The 18,271-nt window shown below is 44.7% G+C and carries 17 protein-coding genes, 4 pseudogenes and 1 other annotated feature; all 21 genes and pseudogenes read right to left on the minus strand.

What is annotated here, in order from left to right:
• Positions 1 to 33 precede the first annotated feature (33 nt).
• Positions 34 to 585, minus strand: coding sequence for a bifunctional pyr operon transcriptional regulator/uracil phosphoribosyltransferase PyrR (gene pyrR / locus MMY81_RS17485; protein WP_252313855.1), 552 nt, complete (start codon positions 583 to 585; stop codon positions 34 to 36).
• 219 nt (positions 586 to 804) lie between these two features.
• Positions 805 to 1,719, minus strand: a complete 915-nt coding sequence (locus MMY81_RS17490) for an RluA family pseudouridine synthase (protein WP_252313856.1) — start codon at positions 1,717 to 1,719, stop codon at positions 805 to 807.
• Positions 1,685 to 2,188 carry a signal peptidase II gene (lspA, locus tag MMY81_RS17495; RefSeq protein WP_253076008.1) on the minus strand — a complete coding sequence of 168 codons (504 nt, stop codon included), beginning with the start codon at positions 2,186 to 2,188 and terminating at the stop codon, positions 1,685 to 1,687. Before lspA ends, MMY81_RS17490 begins: the two co-directional genes overlap by 35 nt.
• A 133-nt stretch (positions 2,189 to 2,321) precedes the next feature.
• Positions 2,322 to 5,090 (minus strand): isoleucine--tRNA ligase, encoded by a 2,769-nt coding sequence (ileS, locus tag MMY81_RS17500; RefSeq protein WP_252313857.1) that lies wholly within the window; start codon positions 5,088 to 5,090, stop codon positions 2,322 to 2,324.
• 92 nt (positions 5,091 to 5,182) lie between these two features.
• Positions 5,183 to 5,396 (minus strand) — a binding site (T-box leader).
• 47 nt (positions 5,397 to 5,443) lie between these two features.
• Positions 5,444 to 5,929, minus strand: a complete 486-nt coding sequence (locus MMY81_RS17505; RefSeq protein ID WP_252313858.1) for a DivIVA domain-containing protein — start codon at positions 5,927 to 5,929, stop codon at positions 5,444 to 5,446.
• Between the two features lie 21 nt (positions 5,930 to 5,950).
• On the minus strand, positions 5,951 to 6,730 hold the full coding sequence (locus MMY81_RS17510; protein WP_252313859.1) for a YlmH family RNA-binding protein: 780 nt from the start codon (positions 6,728 to 6,730) through the stop codon (positions 5,951 to 5,953).
• Positions 6,731 to 6,741: 11 nt separating this feature from the next.
• Positions 6,742 to 6,996, minus strand: coding sequence for a YggT family protein (locus MMY81_RS17515; protein ID WP_252313860.1), 255 nt, complete (start codon positions 6,994 to 6,996; stop codon positions 6,742 to 6,744).
• Positions 6,997 to 7,008: 12 nt separating this feature from the next.
• Positions 7,009 to 7,443: a cell division protein SepF gene (locus tag MMY81_RS17520; RefSeq protein WP_252313861.1), complete on the minus strand. Its 435-nt coding sequence runs from the start codon at positions 7,441 to 7,443 to the stop codon at positions 7,009 to 7,011.
• A 35-nt stretch (positions 7,444 to 7,478) separates the two neighbouring features.
• Positions 7,479 to 8,171, minus strand: a complete 693-nt coding sequence (locus tag MMY81_RS17525) for a YggS family pyridoxal phosphate-dependent enzyme (protein WP_252313862.1) — start codon at positions 8,169 to 8,171, stop codon at positions 7,479 to 7,481.
• 15 nt (positions 8,172 to 8,186) lie between these two features.
• A complete protein-coding gene (gene pgeF / locus MMY81_RS17530) occupies positions 8,187 to 9,023 on the minus strand; it encodes a peptidoglycan editing factor PgeF (protein WP_252313863.1) in 837 nt (278 codons plus the stop codon).
• A 64-nt stretch (positions 9,024 to 9,087) separates the two neighbouring features.
• Positions 9,088 to 10,293, minus strand: coding sequence for a cell division protein FtsZ (gene ftsZ, locus MMY81_RS17535; RefSeq protein ID WP_252313864.1), 1,206 nt, complete (start codon positions 10,291 to 10,293; stop codon positions 9,088 to 9,090).
• Between the two features lie 39 nt (positions 10,294 to 10,332).
• Positions 10,333 to 11,663, minus strand: a pseudogene (ftsA, locus tag MMY81_RS17540) (cell division protein FtsA).
• A gap of 230 nt (positions 11,664 to 11,893) precedes the next feature.
• Entirely contained in the window at positions 11,894 to 12,913 is a 1,020-nt protein-coding gene (locus tag MMY81_RS17545) for a cell division protein FtsQ/DivIB (protein ID WP_252313865.1), read from the minus strand.
• A gap of 57 nt (positions 12,914 to 12,970) precedes the next feature.
• Positions 12,971 to 13,885: a UDP-N-acetylmuramate dehydrogenase gene (gene murB / locus MMY81_RS17550; protein WP_252313866.1), complete on the minus strand. Its 915-nt coding sequence runs from the start codon at positions 13,883 to 13,885 to the stop codon at positions 12,971 to 12,973.
• A 16-nt stretch (positions 13,886 to 13,901) separates the two neighbouring features.
• A pseudogene (gene murG / locus MMY81_RS17555) lies at positions 13,902 to 15,000 on the minus strand (undecaprenyldiphospho-muramoylpentapeptide beta-N-acetylglucosaminyltransferase).
• A 41-nt stretch (positions 15,001 to 15,041) separates the two neighbouring features.
• Positions 15,042 to 16,396: pseudogene (murD, locus tag MMY81_RS17560) on the minus strand (UDP-N-acetylmuramoyl-L-alanine--D-glutamate ligase).
• Positions 16,393 to 17,298: pseudogene (mraY, locus tag MMY81_RS17565) on the minus strand (phospho-N-acetylmuramoyl-pentapeptide-transferase); the annotation flags it as partial. The pseudogenes mraY and murD, both read right to left, overlap by 4 nt.
• Positions 17,299 to 17,396: 98 nt before the next feature.
• Positions 17,397 to 17,693, minus strand: coding sequence for a glutamate ligase domain-containing protein (locus tag MMY81_RS17570; RefSeq protein ID WP_252313867.1), 297 nt, complete (start codon positions 17,691 to 17,693; stop codon positions 17,397 to 17,399).
• A gap of 16 nt (positions 17,694 to 17,709) precedes the next feature.
• Complete coding sequence (locus tag MMY81_RS35465) at positions 17,710 to 17,823, minus strand: glutamate ligase domain-containing protein (RefSeq protein WP_374562228.1); 114 nt, start codon at positions 17,821 to 17,823, stop codon at positions 17,710 to 17,712.
• Positions 17,824 to 17,952: 129 nt separating this feature from the next.
• A complete protein-coding gene (locus tag MMY81_RS17575; RefSeq protein ID WP_252313868.1) occupies positions 17,953 to 18,096 on the minus strand; it encodes a hypothetical protein in 144 nt (47 codons plus the stop codon).
• 49 nt (positions 18,097 to 18,145) lie between these two features.
• Positions 18,146 to 18,271: Mur ligase family protein (locus tag MMY81_RS35470; protein ID WP_374562230.1), on the minus strand; the 126-nt coding region annotated here is incomplete at its 5' end.

Consider the following 18,271-nt stretch of genomic DNA (forward strand, 5'->3'; position numbering starts at 1 on the left):
TACCTGTCTCACTGGACTGATTTAAAGAGTGCTTTATGAAGTTTGATAGCGAATGCTTACTTCGTCTGCCTGATCGCTTTCTTTGAGCTTCACGGCAATAATTTCGTCCTTGGAAGTTGGTACATTTTTGCCAATATAATCAGGACGGATCGGAAGCTCACGGTGTCCCCGGTCAACCAGGACGGCAAGCTGTATAAGAGAAGGACGTCCGACATCCATGACAGCATCCATCGCTGCTCTAACGGTTCTTCCGGTATACAGCACGTCATCTACCAGGATGACCCGCTTATCTTTAACAGTGTGGGGAATGGAGGTGCCTTTTAGTTCCGGCTCCTCATTCTGGCTCCGGTGGCTGAGATCATCTCTATACAGCGTTATGTCCACTTCTCCTACCGCGACCGGGCGGCCTTCGATTTTTTCGATCTGCTCCGCAATACGATTGGCAATATGAGCGCCCCGCGTCTTGATGCCAACCAGAATACATTCATCCATTCCTTTATTCTTTTCAATCATTTCATGCGAAATCCGTGTTAAAGCTCTTCTTACAGCCTGTTCATCCAGCAGTACCCGCTCTGTTGTTTCCATTGCCTGCACCTCCTGTAATCTTACTCATTTAAAAGCATACAAAAATCCTCTCGTCCGGCAGGATGAGAGGATGGATTTACTGCGTCATAACAAACAGACTTCTCACAGGAAAGCTGTTATGACAGGGCAACGTCCTTCTCAGCTCACGGGACTGTCGTTAAAGGAATAGCTATTCGATTACTGTTCTGTTGTTATTATGACAAATAGTGACAGTCCGGGTCAAGTAATTTTTCGAAGACTTTCCAGAAGCGACTCCATTTCTTCGGGAAGAGGTGCTTTAAATGTCATCCGCTCCCCGGTCATCGGATGGATAAACGACAGCGTATGAGCGTGCAGAGCCTGGCCGTCTATCGGCAGCGTATTTTTCTTTCCATACTTTGGATCACCAGCAATAACGTGATTAATATATTTCATATGCACACGAATCTGATGGGTTCTTCCTGTTTCCAATTCACAATGTATATACGTGTAATGGGCAAAGCGTTCGAGCACGTCAAAATGCGTAACCGCTTCTTTGGCATTGCGCTGTGTGACTTTCATTTTCTGGCGGTCTCTTTCATCGCGTCCGATCGGCGCGTCAATGGTACCTTTATCATGCTCGACCACGCCGTGCACAATCGCTGCATACTCGCGCTTCATCGATTTATCCTGAAGCTGGCGGCTCAGCTGTTCATGTGCTTTATCATGTTTGGCCGCAACTAAAAGGCCGGTTGTGTCTTTATCAATACGATGGACAATGCCGGGGCGCTTCTCGCCATTAATACCGGATAGGTCATCGCAGTGGTACATAAGCGCATTAACCAGTGTCCCGCTATAGTGTCCGGGTGCCGGATGAACGACAATGCCTCGATCTTTGTTAATAACAATAACATCGGCATCCTCATAAACGATCTGAAGCGGAATATTTTCCGGCAGGATGTCCGGTTCGACAGCTTCCGGCACGCTGACCTCAATTTCGTCCTCTGCGTTTAGTTTATAATTGCTCTTTACCGTTTTATTATTAACAAGCACCTGGCCTTCTTTGATCCACTGCTGAACCATAGAACGCGACCAGTCTTCTCCCTGCCTGGTTACAAATTGGTCGATCCTTGATCCTTCTTCATCTGTTGTTACGTTCCACTGCATTACTTCCATGTTTGCTTTTCCTCTTTTCTTTCCATTCGTCACTCATCATTTTTATAATTAATAAACCTACGCCTACGACTAAAGCAGAATCGGCTACGTTAAAAATAGGATAGCTGTATCCCCAGAAATAGGTGTCCACAAAATCCACGACTGCTCCAAACAGCACCCGATCTATAAAATTACCGAGCGCTCCACCTAATATAAAGACCAGCGGCAGACCGATCATCATACTTGTCTTTCCATATTTATGCAGATGATAAATAATTGCTGCGACTACGACCACGGTAATAATGTAAAAGAACCACATCTGCCCCTGGAGAATACCAAAAGCGGCCCCTTCATTACGGTGGGACGTCAGGTACAAAAAGTCCGGGATCAGCTCGATGCTTTCTCCTACATCCATATAAATAACGACTGCATATTTTGTCAGCTGGTCCAAAGCAATAATAAACAGGGCCAGCACGTAATAAAATATCATCATCTGTTTTCCTCCGGCTCATCTTAAGTTGTACGTACTTATGCATTTTAGCATACCGGCGCCCGTTAGAAAAGAAGCATCACCGCACCTCATCGTAAAAAAGCTTCCCTCCAGGAGGAGAGAAGCCCTTTGTTTATACTTCTGAATAATGCTCTTTCACAATGCCTGCGCACTTGCTGCAAAGCGTAGGATGATCTTTATCTTCTCCTACTGTTTCTGAAACCGTCCAGCAGCGTCCGCATGTTTCTCCCTCCGCTGCCTGTACCGTAATGGCAATGGATGAATATACGTCAGCTTCCGGAGGCGCTTCGGCTTTGCTGCCTGCAATCTCTGCTTTGGAGACAATAAATAACTTTTCCAGATCCTCTGTATCTTCCAGAAGCGTTTTGAGCTCCGGTTCAGGATACAGGTTAATGGCTGCTGTTAATGACTTGCCGATCAGCTTTTCGCCTCGTGCCTGCTCCAGCGTTTTTAACACATCATCACGAACATCCATGATTGTACTCCATTTTTTCTTTAATTCCTGATAGTTTTCTGTGCTTAAGGCTTCCGGCATATCCGTTAAATGAACGCTTTCTGCAGACGTTTCCGGAATATGGGCCCATGCTTCCTCTGCCGTATGCGGAATGATTGGAGCGGCGAGTCTAGTTAAAGCCAGAAGCGTATCATAAATAACTGTCTGAATCGCACGACGCTTTTTGCTGTCTGCCGCTTCAATATATAATGTGTCTTTGGCACTGTCCATATAAAAGGAGCTCAGTTCTACCGTGCAGTAGTTATGAATAGCGTGATAAACGGCTGCAAATTGATATTCTTCGTAGCCTTTCGTCACTTTCGCAATCAGGTCCTGTAGTTTCACGTGCATAAACAGATCCAGCTCAGGAAGCTCGTCTACTGCCACCCGATCCACTGCAGGGTTAAAGTCGTTTAGATTACCGAGCATAAAGCGGAAGGTATTTCTAATTTTTCGGTACACTTCAGCTACCTGCTTTAGAATATCGTCGGAAATACGAACGTCCGCCTGGTAGTCTACGCTCGATACCCACAAACGGAGAATGTCTGCTCCAAGCTGTTTCATTACGTCGTTTGGAATAACCGTATTCCCGATGGACTTACTCATTTTGTGGCCTTTGCCGTCCAAAGCAAATCCATGGCTGATCACTGCCTTATACGGAGACTTCCCGGTTACAGCAACGCTTGTAGAGAGCGAAGAGTTAAACCAGCCTCTATACTGGTCAGAGCCTTCGATATAAACATCGGCCGGACGCTGAAGCTCTTCTCTTTCCTCGAGCACTGCCTGATGCGAAGATCCGCTGTCAAACCATACATCCATAATATCTGTTTCTCTAGTAAACACCCCGTTCGGGCTCTGCTCGGATGCATAGCCTTCTGGAAGAAGGTCTTTTGTATCCCATTCAAACCAGATGTTGGATCCGTGTTCTCTGAACAAATCCGATACATGGGAGATGGTTTCATCAGTTACAATTTCCACGCCGTCTTCTCCGTAGAATACAGGAATCGGCACGCCCCATGCCCGCTGTCTGGAAATGCACCAGTCTCCGCGGTCACGAACCATATTAAATAATCTCGTTTCTCCCCACTCCGGAAGCCACGTTACATTTTTTACTTCTTCGAGCAGCTGTTCCCTGAAATCTTTAATCGAAGCAAACCACTGAGAGGTAGCCCGGAAAATAACCGGTTTTTTCGTACGCCAGTCATGAGGATAGGAGTGCTTAAAAAAGTTCAGCTTTTCCAGTGCATTTAATTCCTCCAGCTTCTGGGTAATCTGTTTGTTTGCTTCATCGTAAAACAAACCTTCAAATCCGGGAGCCTCTTCTGTGAAATACCCCTTATCATCAACAGGACAGAGGACTTCCAGCCCATACCGCTGACCTACAATATAGTCATCTTCCCCGTGGCCGGGCGCTGTATGAACACAGCCTGTACCAGCATCAAGGGTAACATGATCTCCTAAAATAACGAGAGAATCCCTGCCGTAAATAGGGTGACTCGTCATTACGTGCTCGAGCTCTTCTCCTTTAAAGGTACGGAGTGTTTCCGCTTCATCCCACTCAAGCTCCGTTTTCAAGTGCTCCAGCAGTCCCTCTGCTACAATATATTTTGTGCCGCCCTGCTTGACCGTTACATAAGTCAGCTCTGGATGAAGTGCAATGGCCAGGTTAGCCGGGATTGTCCATGGGGTGGTGGTCCAGATAAGGAATTTCTCATCCCCATCCAGCACATTTTTTCCGTCTTTAACATCAAATGTTACGTAAATAGATGGTGACTTTTTATCATGATACTCAATTTCCGCTTCTGCCAGCGCCGATTCCGAAGAAGGCGACCAGTAGACCGGCTTTTTGCCTTTATAGATGTATCCGCGCTTGGCCATTTCCCCAAACACTTTAATCTGCTGGGCTTCATAATCATTGGTAAGCGTGATATATGGGTTATCCCAGTCTCCGCGCACACCAAGTCTTTTAAACTGTTCACGCTGACGATCCACCTGCTTCAGGGCATATTCTTCGCAGGCCTGACGGAATTCAGCTACTGACATTTTTTTCCGGTTTACTTTTTTATTTTTTGTCAAAGCTGTTTCAATAGGCAGACCGTGGGTATCCCAGCCCGGCACGTAAGGCGCATGAAATCCGGACATCGATTTATAGCGTACGATAAAATCTTTTAATACTTTATTCAAGGCGTGTCCCATATGGATGTCTCCATTGGCATAAGGAGGCCCGTCATGAAGAACAAACAGCGGACGGCCGGCTGTTCGCTCCTGTACTTTTTGATACATATTCTCGCTTTCCCATTCTTTTTGTCTTTCCGGCTCCCGATTCGGCAGATTGCCGCGCATCGGAAAATCCGTTTTCGGCATGAGCAGTGTTTCTTTGTAACTCATTTTATTTTCCCCCATTCGTTTAGTTGTGCTGTCTTTTTTCATTTTGATTTGTCAATATGTCCTCTACGCACACAAAAAAGCCCTCTCGATCCGATAGGGACGAGAAGGCTCGCGGTACCACCCTAATAGCTGCAGATGCAGCCACTTTGGGTTTGTATAACGGTAAACAACCGCCGGTACCTACTTTATTTCAGTATCGGAACTACAGGGTGATGTCTTTATCTGCCATTGTACTGTGCTTTCACCATGTCACAGCTCGCTGTTCATACGGCGTACGATAAAGTATGTCCCTGTCTTCGTTTTTTATATATTGTGTAAAAAGTATAATTCAGAAAATACGGTTAGTCAATATTTCACTTTGTTCCGTCAGCAGGCGGTTCATTCGTGATGTCTTCCCATTCTTCGCTATGTAAGAGATTCATCTGGGCTTCAACCAACATTTTAAATCTCATCCGATAGACACTGGCCTGTTTTTTTAACTCCTGCATTTCCAGCTCCATTTTTTTCGTCCGGTTCAGGGCATCGTTTATCAGACGGTCAGCGTTTTTTTCTGCTTCCTGAATAATCAGGTCGGATTCTTTATTCGAACTCTTTCTTACTTCCTCCGCCGTTTCCTGGGACACCATAATCGATTTATTCAGCGTATCTTCAATAGCAGAAAAATGCTCTACCCGCTCTTCAAGGTCTTTCGCTTTTGTCTGCCATTCGTCTTTTTCACGGATCGCTGCTTCAAAATCTTTAATCACCTGATCTAAAAATTCATTAACTTCGTCTTCATCGTAACCACGAAATCCTTTGGTAAATTCTTTGTTATGGATATCTAAAGGAGTAATAGGCACTGGCTTCACCTCTGCTGTTGTTTATTGGTCTTTCTTTTTCCCGTACCGTAATCGGTAACGGCCTTTTTTTGTTAATCCTTCATTGCTTAAAATCTTACGACGTCCCATTCCCCTGACTGATATATAATCACCGGGAGCTACCTGATAGGCGGACTGGGTAATCGTTTTCCAGTTTACTTTTACCTTTTCTTTCTCAATATAAGGAAGGGCTTTGCTCCTGGAAACACCGTACATTTCTGCAATAAGAACGTCAAGCCGGAAAGAGGTAATGGTGGAACTTACTTCTTCCCAGCTTTCTTCTGCTGCCAATGCATCCTTCATCGGTTTTTTTTCAAGCTGCACCGGTGAGTTACCGGCTTTCGTAAGATTCATTTCCATATATATGCCAACCTCTTCACTGACAATACAATGAAAAAATCCATCCCCGGAAATAATATCTCCATACTTTTCTCTTTTTATGCCCAGACCTGTCAGCGTGCCCAGAATATCTGGATGACGCAGCGTTACAAATTTAGCAGGATAAGAGAGTTCATACAAAGCCAGATTAAAGGAGTCTTCTGTTATCTCTTCGTAGAAAGGATAGATACAGGCTCTTTTTCGTTCAGCGCCTTTTGCTCCTCCGTGAAACTGATAACGTACCGTTTCATCTTTTCCGATAATCATTGAAAGCAGATCCTGCTCCCGGGGATCGAGAAAATCAGTAAGCTTGGTTTCATAATACGTTTCCACCGCCTGCTTCCAATCCCTGACCTGTTCAATAAACGGATGTTCTTCTTTTCGAAAGTGTTCAGAATAGTTCATAGCTGCTCCTTTTACATAAATAACGCAGCAACGCCGCGGCTTGCCATGTTCAGTACAAGTAATGCAACAAGTGGAGAAATATCAAACATGCCAAGCGGCGGAATCACGCGGCGGAACGGCTCCAGAAACGGCTCCACAATGGACCCGATCATCTGGCCAATCGATGTCTCCCGTGCATTAGGAAACCATGACATAAGAATATAAGCTAATACGATAAATGAATAAATCTGCATTCCTGCAGCTAGAATTGCTCCAATTTGCGCCATTTTTTCTCTCCTTTATGGTTGTTCCTGATTGTGTTCGTACAGTGCTTCTGAGATCGCACCGGATACATCTATATTATCCGGCGTACACAAGAATATATTTTCACCGACTTTTTGAATATCTCCGCCTATAGCATAAACAGTGCCGCTCAGAAAATCAACAATTCGCTTCGCCTGATCGTGCTGAAGGCGCTGTACATTGATAATAACCGATTTTCTATTCTTTAAATGATCCGCGATATCTTGAGCTTCTTCATATGTTCTCGGCTCAACGAGTATCATTTTGGCAGACTGCTGCAGACTCTGGAGACTAACGACATTTGATTTTTCTTTAGCAGGCGGAGCTGCTTCCGGAACCGGGTCCTCTTCATATTTGATCAGCGGATCCCTGTTTTCGACCGTGCCATCTTCTAATTCAAAAAAACGTTTGAAGTTTTTTTTAAAACCCATCGTTTTTCCTCCTGCCATTCATAGTATCATGCCTCTCAGGCGTTCGTTTCGTTTCCTACAAGACTTGTTCCAAGTCTAATATACGTCGCACCTTCTTCGATTGCAACAGCATAATCGTTGGACATTCCCATGGACAGCTCTTTACAAGGGGCATTCGGCTGGCCGAGTTCCTGCACACGGTCTCTAAGCATTCTCAGTTCACGGAACCAGGACCTCGTTTTTTCCGGATCTTCTTCGTACGGTGCCATCGTCATCAGTCCTACTACTTCGATGGAAGAGAAGGCTTCCAGTTCCTGAATGAACGGTATCGCTTCTGCAGCATCCAGTCCGGCCTTTGACGATTCGCCGGATACGTTCACCTGCACAAAGCATTTTACTTTACTCCCGTTCTCCAGTCTTTTTTCCAGCTCTTCTGCTAAAGATATACGATCCAGTGAATGAATATATTCATATTTACCAATAATTTTTTTGGCTTTTTTGGACTGAAGCTGCCCGATAAAGTGAAAAGACGCTTTATCCTGAAATTTTTCCCATTTATCAAGCGCTCCCTCTATCCTATTCTCGCCAAGATGGGAAATACCTGCTTCTATTGCCCGCTCAGCCGTCTCCATCGATACATATTTTGTAACAGCGATAATATGAATGTCTTCTTCTCTTCTCCCGGCGTTGCTGCATGCTTGTTTGATTGTTTGTTTAATGGCTGCTAAATTCTTCTCTACATCTCCCAACGTACGGGCTCCTTTCTAGTCTTCATTCTTTCCAATAAAGCTCATCATCCGGCCGCTTTTTCCCTGATCGCGGCGATGGGAAAAAAATAATTGCTCATCTTCATAAGAACAATAAGAGGTGACTTCTATCTGCTCTCCAGGTACACCAGCCTGCTCAACCAGCTGGTGATTCAACGCTTTCATATCAAGCTGGTATCCTCCATCACTATTCTTTGTCCATGGCTTCAAAGCAGAAGGTTCCAGCTTCTGTTCCACTGCATTTATCACAGTTTTGTCTACTTCATAGTGCTGTGCTGAAATACATGGACCAATCACTACGTAGATGTCTTCCGGTTCCACATGCTCCGTTTTTTCCCATATTTCAATCATACGTGCTCCAATATTTAAAGCCGTTCCCTTCCATCCGGCATGAGCCAGGCCGATTAATCCTTTTCGAGGAGCATGAAAATAGAGCGGGACGCAGTCCGCGTAGAAACTGACCAGCGTTACATCCGGAGATTGGGTGTACATTCCGTCTGCTTCTGCTATTCGGCCTTCCCTTGTCCATGCTCCTTTTCCGGCATCCTGCTTTTCAACACGAATAATGTCGGCTTTATGGATCTGTTCTGCAGCCGTCCACGTGGAAAGCGGCCGACCGGCTGCCGCTGCGAGCTTTTCCCTGTTTTTGATAACATTCTCTGTAGTATCCCCTACATGAAATGCCATGTTATTGCTGTGGAAAGGAGATGGGCTGAACCCTCCGGATCTAATGGTAAATCCTGCTGTTATATCCTTTTCTCCCGAAAAAGAAGGGGAGGCAAGCGTTAAAAATGGATCCGCTGTCTGTTTAAAAGGTTCCCTGCTGTTTAGCATGTATGATTCTTCCTCCCAATGAGCCTTTCTTGAAAAAAGCCGGACGCGTTGAACACGTCCGGCTTTAGAATTTATTTTTTTTACGGCGGTTTCTAAGGAATGCCGGAATATCAAGTGCATCTGATTCTTCTTCAGCCGGAGAATGAGATTCTCTTTCTCTTGGCGGCTCTGCATATTCGTCTTCGCGTCCGGCACTTGGCGGCGGCGTTTGACGGCTTCTGGCAGGAGCCGGCTGGCTGTACTGCTGGCTTCTTCTAGGTGAAGCATTCTGCTGCTGGGTCTGTCCTCTTGGGTTTACCCTGGCTCTTTTGTCTTCGTTATCTTCAAAGCCGGTAGCAATAACCGTTACGACTATTTCGTCCTGCAGGTTTTCATTAATAACCGAGCCGAAGATCATGTTCACTTCCAGATCTGAAGCTTCAGAAACAATCTCTGCTGCTTCATGAACTTCAAACAGGCTTAAGTTTGCTCCGCCTGTAATATTCATTAGTACGCCCTGAGCACCATTTACAGAAGTTTCAAGCAATGGGCTGGAAATAGCTTTCTTGGCGGCTTCCGCTGCACGATTTTCGCCCGTGGCAATACCGATCCCCATAAGAGCAGAGCCTTTTTCACTCATGATCGTTTTCACATCGGCAAAGTCAAGGTTAATAAGTCCAGGTACTGCGATCAAGTCCGAAATACCCTGAACACCCTGGCGCAGAACGTTGTCTGCTTCCTGGAATGCTTCAAGCATTGGAGTGCTTTTATCTACAATTTCAAGCAGACGGTCGTTTGGAATCACAATTAACGTGTCGACTTTTTCTTTTAGAGAGATAATACCATTTGCCGCCTGGCTTGAACGTTTTCTGCCTTCAAACGTAAACGGTCTGGTTACGACACCTACTGTAAGAGCGCCGATTTCTTTGGCGATTTCTGCGATAACGGGAGCAGCGCCTGTTCCGGTTCCGCCTCCCATACCTGCAGTAATAAATACCATATCAGCACCCATAAGCGCCTCTTCGATCTGCTCTTTGCTTTCTTCAGCAGCTTTTTTACCGATTTCAGGGTTAGCGCCTGCACCAAGCCCGCGGGTAAGCTTTCCACCAAGCTGAAGCTTTGTTTCTGCCTGTGACAGCTGAAGAGCCTGTGCGTCTGTATTTACCGAAATAAATTCGACGCCCTGAAGGCCGTTTTCTATCATGCGGTTAACCGCGTTGGAACCGCCGCCACCTACTCCGATGACTTTAATCTGTGCGAGCTGGTCCATATCCATTTCAAATTCTAACATCAATGATCCTCCTAGTTTATCAATTCTGACCTGTTATTTTTATTCAAAAAACACTTTGAAGAAATTCTTCACTTTGCTTTTTACGGTAGGCTGATCAGACTGATTAGATTGATTTTCTTTTTCACGCTGTTCCCTTAGTTCTTTACGGTCTTTCTTAGGCTTTGTATCTGCCGGAGGAAGAGGGGCAGCCTGAAAAGACTGTTCTTCCGAAGCAGAGGTAACCGCCATTTCCTTATCTTGAATTTTAACATGTTCATGGGCAAATTCAATAAGTCCAATCGCAGTCGTGTAAATAGGCTCTCTGACTCCAATATAATCCGGCACGGTCATGCGTACGTTTTGACGGAGTACATCTTCTGCCAGATCAAGCGTTCCGGGGATCATAACAGCGCCGCCTGTGAAGATATAGCCGCCGGGCAGATCAGAATAACCCATGCGGTAAATTTCTTCATGCACCAGCTCAAAAATTTCTTCGAGCCTTGGTTCAATAATCTGGGCTATTTCATATTGGGAATAATCTTCCGAATGGTCGTTTCCCATTGTATTCATACTGAATGTCACATCTTCGGAAGCATCATCAATAAACGCATAGCCATGATGCCTCTTTATGCGCTCTGCTTCTTCAGAAGTCGTGCGCAGACCAACGATATATCATTTGTAATATGGTCACCGCCGATAGAGAGCACACGAAGCGCCTGCATCATCCCATCTTTAAACACGGAAATAGTTGTAGATCCGCCGCCAATATCAACCATTGCGACACCAAGTGTTTTTTCATCTTTAGAAAGAGCAAAATCACCGGCTGCCAGAGGCTGAAGGCAGAGCGCCTCAATTTCCAATCCGGCTTTTTCTACACAACGCAGCAGGTTATGTAATGTTGTTTTTGCACCGGTAATTAACGTAGCTTCTACTTCAAGGCGGACACCCATCATACCGCGAGGATCCGTTATGCCTTCCAGTCCATCTACAATAAATTGCGTTGGAATCGTATCTACGATTTCTCGTTCCGGTGGAATAGACAGAACCTGGGCAGCATCCATCACCCGGTCAATATCTTCATCGCGGATTTCACGGTCAGAACTTGAAACTGCCACTACTCCACTGCACGGCTTCATTTCAATATGATTTCCGTTCACTCCGAGAATAACGCGGGTAATAGAAAGACCTACCATGCGTTCTGCTTTTTGAATCGCTTCTCTGATAGAATGAACCGTTTCATCTATATCGACAATGGCTCCTCTTTTCATTCCTCTTGAAGGTGCGGTTCCTACGCCGATCACCTGTAACGATTTGCCCGACATCTCTCCAATAATAACTTTAACGGCAGATGTACCAATATCTAAACTTACATAAATATCTTCATTATTCACTAGTCGGCACCTCCTATGCTAACACCCAAGTCTCTGTTTTAGATTCCGAGTTGTTTACTCTATTTATATTACATGAGCAACACGCTGTTGTGGTATCTTAACAGAAAATTATTTACTTTTTTTAATGAGATTACATTTTAATAGAGAATGGAAAGGTTATTTACACTTATAACGTCTAGTTTACATGAATTATGCCCGGCAGAAAAGAGCACGATGAATTAAATTCACTCTTATTCTTCAGTTACAGGGGGCATTTCTTCATATTCCGGCTCTGTTTCCGAAATATCACCGGTCTCTTCAGTCGATTCTTCGGTTTCTTCGACCGGTACCTCTTCTGTATCCGAAGCGTTATCTGCTTCATCATCTTCTGTAGATTCAGCAGCTTCTCCCGCTTCTTCTGCCGCAGCCTCTTCAGGTGCTCCATCATTTCCGCCTTCTTCTTCCGGAGGCTCGTCTGATGCTTCTTCATCATCTTCTACTGCTTCCTCATCTTCTTCCACTGCTTCTTCATCACTTTCAAAATACGGGGTCATCTTCATATGGAGGATTCCTGGAACACTGCGGTCCACTTCGGCAGACACCGAAGGATAGGAAGCCATATGATCTGCGAATCCAGGGATAGTACTTTCTACTTCAATGCCGTCATTCATATAAAGTCTCAGCTCATTGGGATCTTCTTCTGTCGGGGAGAAAATCACTTCAGAAATACTGTTTCTAATACCCTCTCCTGCATTGCTAAGCTCGGCTGAAAAATTCTCCAGCTTTTTCTCATCAGAAAATCCCTGCAGGAGCGGCGCATCGCTTGGAATCTGATCAGAAGGCTTGTCCCGCAGAACAGCTCCAGTCGTTAAAACGGGAATATATGTCCCTTCTGAAGCGATATAGCCTACTCGTTCCTGTTCAGTAATATCGATAACAACTCTTCCGGGCAGAGAGCGGCTGATTGATGCTTCCTGAACCTCTTCAAGATCTTCTATCTGAGCTTCGGCCTCTCCACGGTCAATGGCCCAGATATTTTCCCCTTGTACAATGCTGCTCGTTTCAATGATGGCATTTTCTTCTGCAATCTGATTTCCTTCCACTTCTATTGCACGTACATTGCTTAGTGGAGATTGGAAATAGATCACCAGGCCAATTAAGATCAAAAAGATGGTAAGATATATTATAAAACGCCTATTCGAACGCTTTCTTCGCTGTTCCTGTAAGGTGGGAATCCGTTCTTCAATCGGCACTACTTTCTTATCAGACATCTTTTTCATCCTCCAATCCTGCCCGGATACTATGTAAAGAAGCCGTGAAAAAACGCATTATCCGTGTCTTTTCACAATTTCTACTTCCGTATTCATTACTACCTGATATTTTTCCCAAACGGTATTCTTTACGTGTTCTACGATAGCCAGCACATCTGCTGCTTTTGCATCCCCTGTATTAACGATGAAATTAGCATGAAGCTCTGAGATCTGTGCTCCACCATAAGAATATCCTTTAAGACCGGATGATTCGACCAGCTGGCCTGCGTGATGGGGAAGAGGATTACGGAAGACACTGCCTGCGCATGGCATATTCCACGGCTGCGTCTCTCTGCGATAGCTTTTATGTTTCTGCATCTCTGCTACGATATCTTCTTTTGTCCCCGTTTTCAGCTGAAATACCGCCTGCACGCATATTCCTTTTTCCTTTTGCAGTCTCGACGTCCGATAAGAAAACTCCATGTCTTCTTTAGCGATCCATTCCAGCCTGCCGTCAGGATACAGCACTCTCGCTTTTACCAGCACGTCGGCTATTTCTGTTCCGTGCGCACCAGCATTCATAAAGACGGCTCCTCCTATAGTGCCTGGAATCCCGCCTGCAAACTCAAATCCGGAATAGCCTTTTTTGCTTATAATGGTTGCCAGCTTTATTAACGAATAACCGGCGTCAACTGTTAATACTCTATTTTCTTCATCAAGCTCCATTCCACTCAAACGATTGCCAAGTTTAATGACAGCTCCTTCAATCCCTTTATCATCTACCAAAAGATTGGATCCTCTTCCAATAGCACGCCACGGAAGCTTTTGTGCTTTAATTTCCTCTAAAGCTGCTACCAGGCCCTCTACGGAATCCGGCTCTATAAATAAATCAGCCGGACCGCCTATTTTCCAAGTAGTGTGTTTGGATAATGGCTCGGCTTCAGCAACATATCCTACTTGTTTCTCTTTAAGCCGCTGCAGTACTGTAGTCATAGAACTACTCCCTCCTTTATGCATTTGACTTTATTAATGAAACCATTAATTTGTACAGTCGGCTGGACGCGTCCGGTACACCCAGACTGAGTGATGCCTCTTTCATTTCCTGCCATTTGCTGTCCTCTGCCAGAATGGTTTGAATATCCTGCATGAGCACTGCACTCGTTATGTCTTTTTCTTTGCGGAGAATGGCAGCCCCATTCATTTCAAGCGCCAATGCATTTTTTTCCTGATGATTATTTGTAACATAAGGACTTGGAATTAAGATGGACGGTATGCCGAGTGCTGTAATCTCCGCGATCGTTGTAGTCCTGCTCTCGTCACAATAAGATCAATGTGGTGAAGAACATCAGGCATATTATGCAGAAACGCCTGAATAGAAACATTGTCCGGGCTGCCGGCCTCTTTTATTTTTTCCATGACGTTTTCGTAATGAACGGAGCCGGTTACATATAGATACTGCCATTCCTGATCCGCCGTTTCCTTCAATGATCCTAGAAATGCTTCATTAATCGGCTTTGCTCCTCTGCTCCCGCCTACGATTAAAACGGTTTTACGATCAGGGTCGAGTCCCATCGAAGTCAGTGGATTAACCGGAGTGTGATTTGCTACTTCAGACGCCCGCGGATTACCGACAAACTCCACTTTATCTGCTGGAAAAAAAGAGGCCGCTTCCTGAAAAGCAATTCCTACTTTTTCAGCATATCTGCTCAAAAATTTATTCGTTAATCCCGGTACGCTGTTTTGTTCGTGGATAATACAAGGGATATTCAGCTTGGCACCTGCATACACTACGGGCCCTGCTACATATCCACCTGTGCCTATCACAATGTCCGCCTGAAATTCTTTAATCATTTTTTTCGCTTTGGAGGTGCCGTTTATAAACCGCCAGATTGTTTTGCATTATCAAAAGAAGCTTCCGCTTTAAATCCGGTGATTCAATAGTTTGAAAGGAATACCTTTCGCGCGGAACGATTATCATTTTCCAGACCTTTTTCTGTACCAATATATAGAAATTCACTCTCGGGCGCTATTCTTTTTATTTCCTTTACAAGGGCCAGAGCCGGATAAATGTGGCCTCCGGTCCCGCCTCCGGTTATTACTATTTTCATTAAAATACTCCTTTTTACTTTTCCGGTTTCGAAAAAATATATTACTGCTTTTTCTGTTTATTTATTTCCTGAATAAAAAGATCGCCTCGTTGTTCAAACGTTTTAAACTGATCCCAGCTCGCACAAGCTGGAGAAAGAAGCAGCACGTCTCCCGCCTCTGCAATATCTGCGGCCGCGGCTGCTGCTTCCTCGAGAGTATCTACTATTTTCACTATATTTAATTCCGCTTTTTCGGCGGTATCTGCTAGTTTGTATTTTGTTTCACCGTAGGCTACTAATGCCTTCAGCCCGGCAAAAGTGGACTCGAGGCTGTCAAATTCATTGCCCCTGTCCAAGCCTCCCGCAATTAATACTACCGGATCTGAGAAGGCTTCTACCGCTTTTTGAGTCGACAGTATATTGGTTGCTTTGGAATCATTATACACACGAACACCGTTTACATCTCCTACATACTGAAGCCTATGCTTAATACCCTGGAATGTCGTTAATACTTTCTTTACTTCTTCGCTGCTGACGCCGCTAAGCATTGCAGCCGCTGCGGCTGCCAGCATATTTTCATGATTGTGTCTGCCGGGCAGAGAGGCACTGCTCATTTCCATAACAGGCTCGTTATTGAACAGCATCCATCCGTCTTTGATGCAGGCTCCCTCTGTTAATACTTTTGCTGTAGAGAAAGGAAAAAGTACAGCTTTTGATTGTTCAGCGAGAGCTGTCACCTCAACATCGTCTGCATTGTACAAGGCGTAGTCTTCTTCTGTGAGACTCGAAAACATCTTTCCTTTTGACGCAATATAATCTTCTTTCGAGCCGTGATAATCCAGGTGAGCGTCAAAGATATTTAATATTATACCAATATGCGGCTTAAAGGAGGGACTTCCTTTTAATTGAAAACTTGAAACCTCCGTTACCATAAACTCATCTTTCTTCACTTTTTCCGCTACTTCACAGGCAACAGTGCCTATATTTCCGGCAAGGTAAGAGGTTTTCCCGCCTTGCTCGAGCAGAGCATGGAGGAGACTCGAAGGTTTTTTTTCCATTGGAACCCGTAATGGCTATCATAGTGCCTTCACACAAATGACCCGCTATTTCCATTTCTGTAATAACGGGAATATTCATCTCCGCTGCTCTCTCAAGCAACGGCAGATCATAGCGGATGCCGGGTTTTTTACTATCATATCAACTTTTTCTTCTAAAAGAGACAGCGGATGCCGCCGCTGTGAAGCGGAATATCTAATCGCTTTAATTCCTCTTCTTCTACAGAACCTTCCGAAGAAGCTCCATTGTTCACTGTTACATGAGCCCCGAGGCGCTGAAGCAGCCTTGCCGCTGACATTCCGCTTTTTGCAAGCCCTAAAATTAGTACATGTTTATTCTTATACCTGGACGATTCCATTATATTAGCACCTCGATTATTATTCCCGCCACTGCCAGAACAATTCCTGTGCTCCAGAACACGGTGACTACTTTCCACTCCGACCAGCCGGAAAGTTCAAAATGGTGATGAATTGGACTCATTTTAAAAATACGCTTGCCTCTTAATTTGAATGAAGCCACCTGGATAATAACAGAGAGTGTCTCTATAACAAACACGCCGCCGATAATAACCAAAATAAGTTCAGCACCGAGCAGAATGGCAATGGCCGCTATCGCTCCGCCGAGTGCAAGAGAACCCGTGTCTCCCATGAATACTTTAGCAGGGTGGGCATTAAACACTAGAAAACCTAAACAGGCGCCTACTATAGCAAAAGAGAAGATCGCTATATCTGAAGCACCTTGTATCCATGCAAGTACTGCAAAAGCAAGAAAGGCTATAGCTCCTGTGCCTGCTAGCAGACCGTCCAGTCCATCAGTTAAGTTTACAGCATTTGATGCTCCAACCAGCATAAAGATAACTAAAAAGAAATATAGAAATCCAAGATCCAGGCTGAAATTGGTTGCCGGTACAGCAACGGATGTACTAAAATCGCCTGAGTAAATAACTAAAAAGAAAATAAGCGATATAACGGCCTGTCCGGCCAGCTTCTGTTTAGAAGTCAGGCCAAGATTGCGTTTTTTTACAATTTTAATGAAATCATCAAGAAAGCCCAGTGTACCAAATCCGACGGTTACTAAAAGCAGCAGAAAAAGTTCCGTGCTGAAACCGGTCCAGATGGTCATAACAATCATCGTCAAAACAAGGGCTGTCAGAATGACAATACCGCCCATTGTTGGAGTGCCGCCTTTTTTCATGTGGGACTCCGGCCCTTCTTCCCTAATGCTCTGGCCGAATTTAAATTTCTTTAAAGCCGGTATAAAAAAAAGGGGTAAGGATAATCATAAATACGAAAGCCAGGATGCAGGCTATTATTACATTGAGCGCCATTATTGGACGTCCTTTCTATTAAAAACAAACAGTTTTACTTATGTGTTTTATTTTTTATTGCTATTTCTGCTTCTTTTCTATCATCAAAAGAGAATACCTGATCTTTTATAATCTGGTATGTTTCGTGGCCTTTACCGGCAATTAATATAAGATCGCCCGGCTCAGCCTTTTCCACTGCATAGGCAATAGCTTCCCGGCGGTCTTCAATCACTGTAAAATTAGTATTTGTTAAACCCATTGTCATATCATCAATGATGGAAGAGGGGTTTTCATCCCTGTTATCTGCGGTAAACACACTCATATCGGATAAGGATACAGCAATGTGCGCCATTTCAGGACGCTTCGATTTATCCCCGGTTTCCTCCGCAGCCCACTACCGTATAAACAGAACCGTCTGCCATTTCCCGGGCCGTTTCCAGCACATTCTTTAAACTATCCGGCGTATGCGCGTAATCAACAATAACTGCAAAATCTTCCTCAGACTCTACTAGTTCAAACGTCCTGCAACTCCTTTTACCTTCCCAAGAGCCGACACAATCGTAGAAAGAGCTATTCCTTCTGCAAGTGCTGCCGTTGCTGCTGCCAAAGCATTATAATACTGAACTTACCTGCCATTGAAAGAGCAAGCGCTCTTCTCCCCATGGTGTGACAATGGTAAAAGACGTGCCTGTCGGCGACATAGTGATATTTTCCGCACGAATATCGGCTGCCTGCTCTATTCCATACGTAAGCACCGGAGCAGAGCAGACTCTTTCAAAGAACTCGAAGCACTGTCATCAGCATTTAGAACCGCTGTTTTTTCTTCGCCATCATAGGAATTTCCAAGCTGGCTGAACAAAAGCTTTTCGCCTGCATGTATTTATCCATTGTTTCATGGTAATCAAGATGGTCCTGGGTTAAATTTGTAAA

The sequence above is a fragment of the Sinobaca sp. H24 genome (assembly GCF_023845525.1).